The organism is Micrococcus sp. ACRRV (assembly GCF_022346985.1).
Lineage (GTDB): Bacteria > Actinomycetota > Actinomycetes > Actinomycetales > Micrococcaceae > Micrococcus > Micrococcus porci.
In genome coordinates, this window is sequence record NZ_JAKRNH010000082.1 from 1 (window position 1) to 11,008 (window position 11,008).

General features: G+C 73.4%; 10 protein-coding genes. 1 reads left to right on the forward strand and 9 read right to left on the reverse strand.

Features of this window, described 5'->3' with window-relative positions:
* Positions 1-16 precede the first annotated feature (16 nt).
* The 6 genes from MHY29_RS08935 to MHY29_RS08960 form a co-directional block, all read right to left on the reverse strand.
* On the reverse strand, positions 17-670 hold the full coding sequence (locus MHY29_RS08935) for a CPP1-like family protein (protein WP_239240420.1): 654 nt from the start codon (positions 668-670) through the stop codon (positions 17-19).
* 55 nt (positions 671-725) lie between these two features.
* The gene (locus MHY29_RS08940; RefSeq protein ID WP_224355528.1) at positions 726-2,015 is read right to left on the reverse strand and encodes an ABC transporter permease; all 1,290 of its coding nucleotides are present in this window, start codon (positions 2,013-2,015) and stop codon (positions 726-728) included.
* Positions 2,012-2,782, reverse strand: coding sequence for an ABC transporter ATP-binding protein (locus MHY29_RS08945; protein WP_224355529.1), 771 nt, complete (start codon positions 2,780-2,782; stop codon positions 2,012-2,014). Before MHY29_RS08945 ends, MHY29_RS08940 begins: the two co-directional genes overlap by 4 nt.
* Before the next feature lie 147 nt (positions 2,783-2,929).
* A complete protein-coding gene (gene trpS / locus MHY29_RS08950; RefSeq protein WP_239240446.1) occupies positions 2,930-4,012 on the reverse strand; it encodes a tryptophan--tRNA ligase in 1,083 nt (360 codons plus the stop codon).
* 26 nt (positions 4,013-4,038) lie between these two features.
* Complete coding sequence (locus MHY29_RS08955) at positions 4,039-4,962, reverse strand: exodeoxyribonuclease III (RefSeq protein WP_370643494.1); 924 nt, start codon at positions 4,960-4,962, stop codon at positions 4,039-4,041.
* A complete protein-coding gene (locus MHY29_RS08960) occupies positions 4,962-5,513 on the reverse strand; it encodes a hypothetical protein (RefSeq protein ID WP_224355530.1) in 552 nt (183 codons plus the stop codon). Before MHY29_RS08960 ends, MHY29_RS08955 begins: the two co-directional genes overlap by 1 nt.
* 93 nt (positions 5,514-5,606) lie before the next feature.
* Here MHY29_RS08960 and MHY29_RS08965 point away from each other — a divergent pair, with 93 nt between their 5' ends.
* Positions 5,607-7,097, forward strand: coding sequence for an MFS transporter (locus MHY29_RS08965; RefSeq protein ID WP_239240423.1), 1,491 nt, complete (start codon positions 5,607-5,609; stop codon positions 7,095-7,097).
* Between the two features lie 18 nt (positions 7,098-7,115).
* Here the strand turns inward: MHY29_RS08965 and MHY29_RS08970 are convergent, their stop codons facing one another.
* From MHY29_RS08970 to MHY29_RS08985, 3 genes are read right to left on the reverse strand one after another with little or no spacing between them, the layout of a single operon-like run.
* Entirely contained in the window at positions 7,116-8,102 is a 987-nt protein-coding gene (locus MHY29_RS08970) for a hypothetical protein (protein WP_239240426.1), read from the reverse strand.
* On the reverse strand, positions 8,099-9,922 hold the full coding sequence (locus MHY29_RS12390) for an ABC transporter permease (RefSeq protein WP_370643495.1): 1,824 nt from the start codon (positions 9,920-9,922) through the stop codon (positions 8,099-8,101). Before MHY29_RS12390 ends, MHY29_RS08970 begins: the two co-directional genes overlap by 4 nt.
* 3 nt (positions 9,923-9,925) lie before the next feature.
* Entirely contained in the window at positions 9,926-10,933 is a 1,008-nt protein-coding gene (locus MHY29_RS08985) for an ABC transporter ATP-binding protein (protein ID WP_370643496.1), read from the reverse strand.
* Positions 10,934-11,008: the final 75 nt, after the last annotated feature.

Sequence of the window (11,008 nt, forward strand, 5' to 3'; positions counted from 1 at the left end):
GCGTCCGGGGTGCCGGTCAGGCGGCGGGCAGGCGGCCCTGCTTGGTGTAGGCGGCCACGTCCTTGTTGAACGCGTTGACCAGCCACAGCACGTTGACGGCGATGAACAGCACCGACAGCACCAGCGAGGCGATCATGACGCCGGCCGGGAAGCTGCCGAGGCTGAACAGGCCGAACACGTCGGACAGGGTGCCGAGGATCGCGAGGACGATGCCCAGGACACGGGCCCAGTTCTTCCCGGCGCGTAGGCCGAAGTACACCAGGGCGTACAGGCCCAGGGCGATCAGGAGCCCGACGACGACGCCGATGCCGGCCATCGCGCTGAACATGCCGGCGTTCTGCATGGCCTGGTCGATCTGCTCGGCCGACATGCCCTGCGCCCGCAGCTGGTCACGGACCAGGGCGTCCTGGTCCACGAACAGGCCCGGGAGGGCGGAGAGCACGTAGACCACGGCCGAGGCCAGGGTGAGCTTCAGGAGCGTGCGGAACTTGGCGGGCTCGGCGAGCGGGGCGCCGTACTGCAGACCCGGGGCGCCGTACGCCTGGGTGCCGAAGCGGGAGCCCTCGCCGGGCTGGCCGTACTGGGGCGCCGGCTGGCCGGGCTGGCCGTACTGGGGCGCCGGCTGGCCGCCCTGGGGGTTCTGCGGGTAGGGGGTGTTCTGGTCGGTCATGCTGAGTTCCCTCCGTGTGCGTGCGATGTGTGTGCGGGCGATGTGCGGTCCGTGCTCATTCGTGGCGCAGCGCCTCGATGGGATCCTTCCGGGCAGCACGCGCCGCGGGCAAGGTCCCGGCGACGAACGCGATCGCCACGATGAGCAGGACGATGAGCAGGAGCGCCAGGGGGTCCACCGCGTAGAGCACCAGGCCCGCGACGTCCTCGAGCGGCCCGCCGGTGGTGAGCCAGGCGTTCACGCCGACGCCCACCGCGACGCCCAGGCCGACGCCGAGCAGCGAGCCGAGCAGGCCGATCACGACGGCCTCCAGGGTGAACAGCCCGAAGATGCGGCCGGACGTCATGCCCAGGGCCTTCATCAGGCCGATCTCCCGGGTGCGCTCCTGGACGGCCATGAGCAGCGTGTTGATGATGCCGAAGCTGGCCGCCAGCAGGGCGATGAGCGCGAAGCCGTTGAGCACCCAGGTCACGGCGCTGATGATGCCGCGGATGCTGCCGAGCTGGTCCTCGAGGGTCTGGGCCTGGTACCCCTGCTCGCTCAGGGCGGCCTTCACGGCCGCCTCGTTGCCGGGCATCCCCTCCACGATCGCCGTCGCCTGGAAGTAGGTGTTCCGCTGCTCCTCCGGCAGGCCCTCGGTCTGGATGTCGTGCAGGCCCTGCTCCAGGGCCGCGGAGGGCACGGGGTTCGCGCCGACGCCGGAGGGCAGGCGCTCGGTCACGCCGACCACCTCGGCCTGCACGGTGCGCTCCTGCTGCAGCGGGGTCTTCGTGGTCAGGGTGACCTCCTGGCCGAGCACGTCCTCCGGGGCGGTGCCGCCCAGGGACTCGACCCACTCCGTCGGCACCGTCAGCTCCATGGCCCCGCCATCCGCGGCGGGCTCGCGGCCGGCCTTCACGGAGAGCTTGCCGATCTCGTAGGTGCCGCCCATCATGGGCACGCTCCAGCGGCGGCCGTCGGCGCCGCGCAGGTCCTGCACCTCCACGATCCGCACGGTCTCCACGCCCGTGACGTGCTCCGTGGCCCCGATGCGGTCCAGGTCCTCCTGGGTGAGCAGCGGCATGCCGTACATCTCGCCCGCGGCGGCGGAGTCCTCGTACTCGGTGGGCGCGCCGCCGGTCATGCCGGCCATCTGGTTCCCCGCGGGCTTGGAGACGGTCAGCTCGTCGGGTGCGCCGAAGCCGGCCACCATGTTGTCCACGTACTTGTTGATGCCGGCACCCAGGCCGGAGGTCAGGGTGAGGGTGAACGCTCCGATCATGATGGCGATCACCGTCAGGAACGTGCGCAGCTTGGCACGGGCGGTGTTGCCGAGGGCCGTGCGGATCAGGTCGGGGGCCTTCATGCCCGGGCCCCCGTCCCGGCGGCGACGGCGCGCCCGGCGCCCTCGGCGGCCACGATCACGCCGTCCTGCATCACCAGGCGGCGGTCGCACTGGGCGGCGAGGTCGTCGTCGTGGGTGACGACGACGAGGGTGATCCCCTCGTCCCGGTGCAGGCCGAAGAGGATCTCCTCCACGGAGCGGGAGGTCGCCGAGTCCAGGTTGCCGGTGGGCTCGTCCGCGAACAGCACCGTGGGCCGGTTGATGAGGGCCCGGGCGATGCACACGCGCTGCTTCTGGCCGCCGGAGAGGTCGTTGGCGCGGTTCTTCGCCTTGTCCGCGATCTCCAGGCGCTCCAGCACCTCGCGGCCGCGGGCCTCGCGCTCGTGGCGGGGCACCCCGGCGATCTTCAGGGGCAGCACCACGTTCTCCAGCACGGTCTGGTCCGCGTTGAGGAAGAACTGCTGGAACACGAAGCCGAACCGCTCGTTGCGCAGGTGCGCCACCTCGGCGGCCTTGAGCTGGGACACCGGCCGGCCGTCCATCGCCACGACGCCGGACGTGGGCACGTCGAGCAGGGCGAGCAGGTGCATGAGCGTGGACTTCCCGGAGCCGGACTTGCCGACGACGGCCACGGACTCGCCGCGGTGGATCTGCAGCGTGACGCCCTTGAGGGCGTCGAACCGCGAGGCCCCCCGGCCGTAGACCTTCACGAGGTTCTCCGTCTCGAGGACGGGCTCCTCTCCCCGGGACGCCTGCGTCTCCGGCGGATGGGTGTGGACGGTGGACATGGGGGTGCCTCCCTCGCGTCGGCCGCGCCCGTCGCGCGGCAGCCGCGTCCATCTTCACACGGCCCCGGCACAGGCGCGTCAGACCCAGGTCGGACCCTGCGGGCCGCCCCGCTCCCCCGCAGGGCGGAGTCGGCCCGCGGGGCGGGCTCAGCGCAGCGGGCGAAGGAAGCCGACCTTCGCGTAGACGTCCTCGAGCACGGGGGTGGCGACCTCGCGGGCCTTCGCCGCGCCGGCGGCGAGGATGCGGTCCAGCTCGGCCGGGTCGTCCAGCAGGCCCAGGGCGCGCTCGCGCACGGGCGCCAGGCGCTCCACGACGGCGTCCGCCACCGCCACCTTCAGGTGGCCGTACATCTTGCCCTCGAACTCGGCCTCGAGCTCCGGGATCGGACGGTCGCTCACCGCGGAGAGGATGGTCAGCAGGTTGGAGACGCCGGGCTTGGCCTCGCGGTCGAAGCGCACCTCGGTGCCGTCGTCGGTGACCGCGGACTTGATCTTCTTGGCGGTCTTCTTCGGCTCTTCGAGGATGTTGATGAGCCCGTTCGGGGACGCCGCGGACTTGGACATCTTCGACGTGGGGTCCTGCAGGTCGTAGATGCGCGCGCCGGTCTCCGGGTAGAAGCCGGTGGGCACCACGAACGTCTCGCCGTAGCGGTGGTTGAAGCGCTGGGCGAGGTCGCGGGTGAGCTCCACGTGCTGGCGCTGGTCGTCGCCCACGGGCACGCCGTGCGGCTGGTAGAGCAGGATGTCCGCGGCCATGAGCATGGGGTACGCGAGCAGGCCGACGCCGGCCGCGTCCGCGCCCTGCTTGGCGGACTTGTCCTTGAACTGGGTCATGCGCATGGCCTCGCCCATGCCGGTCATGCAGGTCAGCACCCAGGCCAGCTGCGCGTGCTCGGGGACCTGGGACTGGACGAACAGCGTGGAGCGCTCGGGGTCGATGCCGCCGGCGATGAACTGCGCGGCGGCCACCCGGGTGCGCTCCGCGAGCGCGGCCGGGTCCTGCGGCACGGTGATGGCGTGCAGGTCGGGGATGAAGAAGAACGCCTCGAAGTCGGCCTGGGTGCGCTCCCAATTCACGAGGGCGCCGAGGTAGTTGCCCAGGTGGAGGGAGTCCGCCGAGGGCTGCATGCCGGAGAGCACGCGGTGCCGGGCGGACGCGCCGGCCAGGTGGGCGGTGGCGGCGGCGTCCTGGGCCAGGACGTCCTGGACGGAGTTCTTCTTCATGGTCATCTCAGCCTCGGGTCTCTCCTGCACGGTCAGAACTGGTAGTCGACCACGAGCGGGGCGTGGTCGGAGAAGCGGGTCCCCCAGCTGGGGGCACGGTCGACCACGGCGGAGGTCGCCCTGGCGGCGAGCTCCGGCGTGGCCATCTGATAGTCGATGCGCCAGCCGGCGTCGTTGTCGAACGCCTGCCCGCGCATGGACCACCACGTGTAGGGGCCGGGGACGTCCCCGGCGAGGGTGCGGTGCACGTCCACGTAGCCGAGCTCGCCGAAGAACCGGTCGAAGTAGGCGCGCTCCTCCGGAAGGAAGCCGGCCTTCTTGACGTTGCCCCGCCAGTTCTTGATGTCCCGCTCGGTGTGGCCCACGTTGAGGTCGCCGGTGACCAGCACGTGGCGGCCGTCCGCCGCGAGCTCGGGCAGGCGGCGGACCATCTCGTCCAGGAGGCGGTACTTGTCCACCTGCTTGGGGGTGTCCACCCCGCCGGTGTGCACGTACGCGGACACCACGGTCAGCAGGGAGCCGTCCGGCAGGCGGACGTCGGCCTCGATCCACCGGCCCGCGTCCGCCGCGTGGTCCTCAGCACCGCCGATGCCGGTGCGGACGTCCTCGAACGGGAACCGGGACGCCACGGCGACGCCGGCACGGCCCTTCGAGGCGGCCTCCACGTCCGCCACGTGCACCTCGTCCCAGGCGTCGCCCACGACGTCGCGGACCAGGGCGTGGGCGATCTCCTGCGGGGCGCGGACCTCCTGGAGGGTGAGCACGTCCACGCCGCGGCCGGCGAACCAGCCGCCCATGCCCTTGCGGTGGGAGGCGCGGATGCCGTTCACGTTCACCGTGGCCACGCGCAGGGCGCCCTCGGGCTTCGGGGCGCCGGCGTTGGCGTGCACCACCGGCTCGCCCGCGGCGGGCCCGGGGTGCTTCCCGGTGACCGGGTCCTTCTGGGGGACGGTCATCAGGAGACCACCGTCCCGGACACGGGGCCCTCGGCGTCGCGGGCGGACTCCTTGATCATGTCCCGGGCGTTCTGCGCGGTGATGGTGATGGTCTCCAGGGCGCGGTCCACCATCTCGCGGTCCAGCGGGCCCTCCGCGTCCAGCTGCTGGGTGATCACGCGGGCCTGGACCTGGCAGATCTTGAAGGAGTGTTCGAGCTTGGTGTCCCGCATGGGGTCGCCGGCGGCGGCGGGCACGGCGGCGGCCGGGGCGGGCTGCTGCGGGGCGCGCAGGGCGGCGACGTCGGCACGGGCGTTCTGCATGGCGGTGTCCACCTTGCGGCCCGCCTCCCGCACGCCCTTGCGCATCTGCAGGAACACCACCACGGCGAAGACGAGCCAGCCCGCGGCGATGGCCACCACCAGCCAGCCGATGAGGTCGTTGGCGTTGGCCGCGAAGACGATCGCGACGAGCAGCACGGCGACCATCACGGCGAACCCGGTGGAGCCGACGGTGAGGCCGGCGCGCGCCGGACGGGTGCCGGCCGAGCCGGACGGGATGCTCTGGGGCATGCGGAGTTCCTCCAGTGTGCGTGCGGGACTGGCCCCCATCATCCCGCACGGCCCACCCGGGCTCCGAATCGGGGCGCCCCGTAGGCTGTGCCGGTGACCCTCCCCTCCCCCGCCGCCACGGAGTCCGGCGCCTTCACCGCCGACCAGCGCCGCATCCTCACCGTCCTGCTCATCCCCCTCTTCCTGGCGCTGATGAGCGTGTCCGTGGTGAACGTGGCCCTGCCCTCCATCGAGGGCGGCCTCGGGGCCTCCAGCGCGGACCTGCAGTGGGTGCTCTCCGGCTACACCCTGACCTTCGGCATGGTGCTGGTGGCCGCGGGACGCGCCGGGGATCTCTGGGGGCGCCGCCCGCTGTTCCTCGCCGGCATCGCGCTCTACGTGCTCGGCTCGCTGCTCTCCGGCCTGGCCCCGGACCCGCTGTGGCTGAACGCGGGGCGCCTCCTCACCGGCCTCGGCGCGGGCGTGTTCAACCCGCAGACCATCGGGTTCATCCAGTCCCACTTCACGGGGCGGGTCCGCGGCCGCGCCTACGGCCTGTTCGGCATGGTGGTGGGCCTGGGCGTGGCGGTGGGCCCGCTGCTGGGCGGTCTGCTGCTCGGGACCCTCGGCCCGGACTGGGGCTGGCGCTCCACGTTCCTGATGAACGTGCCCGTGGGCGTGCTCGCGATCGTCATGGCGACGGCCTGGCTCTCCCCGGACACCCGGGTGAAGGGGGCCGCGGGCAGGTCCGGCGGGCCGCGCGGGATCGCCGCACTGGACCCCGTGGGCGCCCTGCTGCTGGGCGGCGCCAGCCTCTGCCTGATGGTGCCGTTCATCGTGCCCGGCACGTGGGCGCTGCTGGCGGGGGCCGCCGTCCTCGGCGTGGGCTGGTGGCTGTGGGAGCTGCGCGTGAAGCGCCGTGCCGCAGCCACCGGCGTGGAGCCCATGGTGGACCCGGCGCTGTTCCGCCGCGCGTCGTTCAGCATCGGCGCCGCCGAGTCCACGATCTTCCTGTCCAGCATGCCCGCCGTGTTCGCGGTGACGGCCGTGTTCCTGCAGCAGGGCATGGGCTTCAGCCCGCTCGCCTCCGGGCTGGCGACCCTGCCGGGGGCCGTGGTCCAGGCCGTGGCCTCCCCGTGGGCCGGCTCCAAGGTCCAGTCCGAGGGGGCGCGCATGGTGTTCGGGGGCGGCGTCGTCGGCCTGGCCTCGCTGGCCATCCTGGCCCTGGCGTTCGAGCGCTCCGCCGCGGGCGCGTGGAGCCCGTGGATCGTGGGCGCCGCGCTGGCGGTCATGGCCGTGTCCCAGGCCCTGATCCTCACGACGACGCAGGTGCTGATGATGGAGGACGTCGCCGGGCACGAGGCCGGGGCCGCCGGCGGCGTCGCCCAGACGGCACAGCGCATGGGCACCGCCCTGGGCCTGTCCGTGGTGATGGGGGCTTTCTACGCGGCCCTGGCCGGGGCGGCCGGGCCTGGCGGGGCGCCGTCGGCCGCCGGGTTCGCGCACGCCGCGTCCGCCGCCGTGCTCATGGTGGGCGCCTGCTGGCTCGTCACGACGGCGATCGCCGCCGCCGACCTGGTGCGCCGCCGGCGGACGGCGCGCTGAGGGCACCGCGGGCGGCGGTCAGGCCGTGGTGAGCTGGTCCACCGGTGTGCCGATGTCCCGCCACAGGGCGGTGATCCACTCCGCGTAGGCGGCCCAGGTCTCCGGGGACCGCAGCGCGCCCCAGGCGCGCAGCCGCTGAGGAACCGCCAGGAGCATGGCCAGCTCGAGGCGCTCCCGCCCCGCCGCGTGGTCCTGGCCGCGGGCGGCGAGCCAGGCGGTCCGCACGGTCTCCGCGGCATCGGCTCCGTGCTCGGCCCGGACCGGCACCAGCAGGGCGCGCAGGCTCGCCCCAGGATGACCGAGCACCGCGTCCCCGACGTCGCTGACCAGGACCCGGCCGTCCGCCCCGAGGAACGCGTTGCCGCCGTGGAGGTCGTTGTGGTCCAGGCCGAGCGGGTCGGCCGGACCGCCGCAGTCCTCCCAGCGCATCGCGAGCGCGGCCGTCACGGCGACGGCGCGCGCCTCCTCCTCAGCGGTGCAATGCGCCGGATGGGCGGCGGGCAGCGCCCGGAACGGGGCGAGCTCGCGGAGCAGGGACAGCTCGGCCTTGGCCGGGTCGAACTCCGTCAGTCCTCGGCCGCGCAGGTCGTCCTCCCCCACCGCCTCCTGCATGGCGGCGAGCGCGCCGGCCAGCCCGGCGTAGAGGCGAGCTACCTCGCCGGGGCGCGGCGCGCCGGCGTCGTCCCGGGCGAGCGCGGCGAGGGTGCGGCCGGCGTCCGCGGTGAGCTGCCAGCCGCGCTCGTGGTCTGCGGCGACCAGGGGGAGGACTCGCTCAGCTGCCCGGGACTCCAGCAGCGCCCGCAGCGGGACCTCCCCGCGCAGGCGCGGGTGCGGAGCCTTGAACCAGTGGACGCCGGCCGGGGAGGACAGCCGCCAGACGTCGCCCCACGATCGCTCGCGGACCACCCGCACCGTCAGTGCGGCGGCCGGGAGGTCCAGCACCCCCGCGATCCAGTCGCGGGCCGCCGTCCGGCCCGCGGCGTCGAGCACTCCCGTCCCGGTCATCGCAGGAACAGCGCCCGCAGGCGACGCGAGGTGAGCCACACGCCCAGCCCGGACATGACCCCGAAGTACAGGGCGTGCCCCGCCGTCGCCCCGGTGACGGCGCCGACCGCGAGCGCGCGCATCATCTCCACCGCGTGCCACAGCGGGAACACCCGGATGAGCCACTGGATCGGCTCCGGGTACACGGTGAGCGGGAAGAACGTGGCGGAGAATAGGAACATCGGCATGAGCACGAGCTGGATCCAGTCCATCTGCTGGAAGGTCTTCATCCAGCTGGTCACCGCCATGCCCAGCGAGGCGAAGCCCAGCGCGACCAGCAGCGCGCCGGGCACCATGAGGAGCGCGGTCCAGGACGTCGCCATCCCGGCGACGGCCATGACCACCAGGAACCCGACCGCGTAGAGCAGCCCGCGCAGCAGCGCCATGGCGATCTCGCCGAGCGCCACGTCCAGCGGGCCCAGGCGGGTCGCGAGCATGGTCTGGTACGTCTTGGCGTAGCGCAGCTTGAAGAACACGTTCCACGTGGAGTCGTAGATCGCGCCGTTCATGGCGGACACGGCCAGCAGCGCCGGCGCGATGTACATGCCGTACGGGATCGGCGCCCCGCCCGGGCCGGGGACGGCGCCCACGAGCGCGCCGAGGCCCAGTCCCATGGACGCCAGGTAGAGCACGGGCTCGAAGAACCCGGACGCGAAGACCACCCAGTTGTTGGACTTCAGTGTGAGGAGCGCCCGCTCCATCACGGCGGCCACGTTGCCGGAGTACAGCCCGCCCAGGCGGCCCCGCCGCACCGTGATCTCCGGCATCGGCGGCACCGCCGCCGTGTGCTCCCGCACCACCGACGACGCAGCGGCCGCCTCCGCGTGCGCCCCCGCCATCCGGTCGACGCGGGTCGCGCGCCGGCCCAGCCGGGAGGCGCGCTGGGCCCGGGGGCGGGCGACGGCGTCGCGGTCCGGGGTGCCCGGCCGCCAGCCGAGCCGGCGCGTGTACATCCGCACCGCGGCCCACGCGCCGCCGAAGGCGAGCGCCAGCAGCACCGCCACGTGCAGCACCGTGAGCCAGCGAGGCTCGGCCATGCCGTAGGAGAGCACGCGGCCCAGCTGCGCGGCGTGCCACTGCGGGGAGATCCAGCCGACCCAGCGCAGCCACGCCGGCAGCGCCTCCAGCGGGTAGAACGTGGCGGAGAACAGGAACAGCGGCATGATCACCAGGCGCTGCAGCGTGGCGAACTGGCCGTGGTCCTCCTTCAGGGAAGCCGAGAACGCCATGATCGGCGCTCCGATGGCGAGGCCGCCGAGCGCGGCCGTGAGGACCTGCACCCAGCCCCACGGGCTGTGCACCACCCCGAAGGCCAGCATCACGCCGAAGAACACGGCGGCCTGGAACAGGAAGCGCAGGGCCACCGCCCCGAGGTGCCCCACGGCGATCTGCGCCGGGGAGAGCGGGGTGGCCTGGGCCGCGTAGTAGGTGCGGTGCCACTGGAACCCGCCCATCACCGGGTAGGAGAACTCCGTGGCCGCCGTCATCAGGGCGCCGGAGGCCAGCAGCGCCGGCGCCAGGAACGTCACATAGGACACCCCGCCGAGGGATTCCTGCGGGGCGCCGCCGCCCATCACCTGCGCCATGCCCAGGCCCATGGCCAGGAGGTACAGGATCGGCTCGCCCAGGGCGCCGACGATCAGCACCGCTCCGTAGCGGCGCATGCTGCGCAGCACGTGCTCGGCGTAGAACCAGGCGCCACGGGCCTTCACGCGCACCGCGGACTCGGCCGCCGTGATCGGCGGCTGCAACGGGGCCGAGGCCGGGATCTGTGCGGCCACGGCTCAGTCCACCAGGGTGCGGCCGGTGAGGATCAGGAACACGTCCTCCAGGGACGCCCGCCGGGTCAGCTGCGTGACCGGCGCGGTGACGTGCCCATCGGCCACGAGCCGGGCGAGGTCCTGCTGCAGGGTGTCGGCGTGCTCGGTGTAGAGCAGCACGCGGTCGGGCAGGACCTCGAGACGGTGCAGGCCCGGGAGGGACTCACGCAGCAGGCGGGCGGCGGCGGCGTTGCGGTCCGTGCCGAAGCGTGCCTCGAGCACCTCCCGCGAGGCGTGCTCGCGGATGAGGGAGGCGGGCGTGCCCGCGGCCATGATCCGCCCGGCGTCGACGACGACCAGCCGATCGCAGAGCTGCTCCGCCTCGTCCATGTAGTGGGTGGTGAGCAGCAGCGTGGTCCCGCGCTCCTTCAGCCGGTAGAGCCGGTCCCAGAGGGTGTGGCGGGCCTGCGGGTCCAGGCCGGTGGTGGGCTCGTCCAGCAGGAACAGGGCGGGCTCGTTGACGAGGGCGCGGGCGATCACGAGGCGGCGCTTCATGCCGCCGGAGAGGTCGGTGACCTTGGCGTCGGCCTTGTCCGTGAGCTGGGCGAAGGCCAGCAGCTCCTCCGCCTTGGGTCGCAGGTAGGAGTACGGCAGGCCGAAGTAGCGGCCGTAGATGAGGATGTTCTCCCGGGCCGTGAGGTCCTCGTCCAGGTTGTCCTGCTGCGGGACGACGCCGAGCCGGGCCCGCACGGCGGGGCCGTCCTCCTCGGGGTCGATCCCGAGGATCCGCAGCTCACCCCCGGTGCGCTGGGACGTGCCGGCGAGCATGCGCATGGTGGTGGACTTGCCCGCGCCGTTGGGGCCGAGCAGGCCGAAGCACTCGCCGGGGCGCACGTCCAGGTCGATGCCCTTCACGGCGTGGAACTCGCCGTACTGCTTCCGCAGGCCGCGAGCGAGGATGACGGGGGCGGCGCCGCCGCCGGCGGGCGCGGCCGGGGAGGGCGAGGATGTGGTACGTGTCACACGCGCCATCCTATGCGGTGCCGGACACGACCCCGCCCCCGGCCCTCAGGGCCGGGGGCGGGGGCGATCCGGGGAGGGGGATCC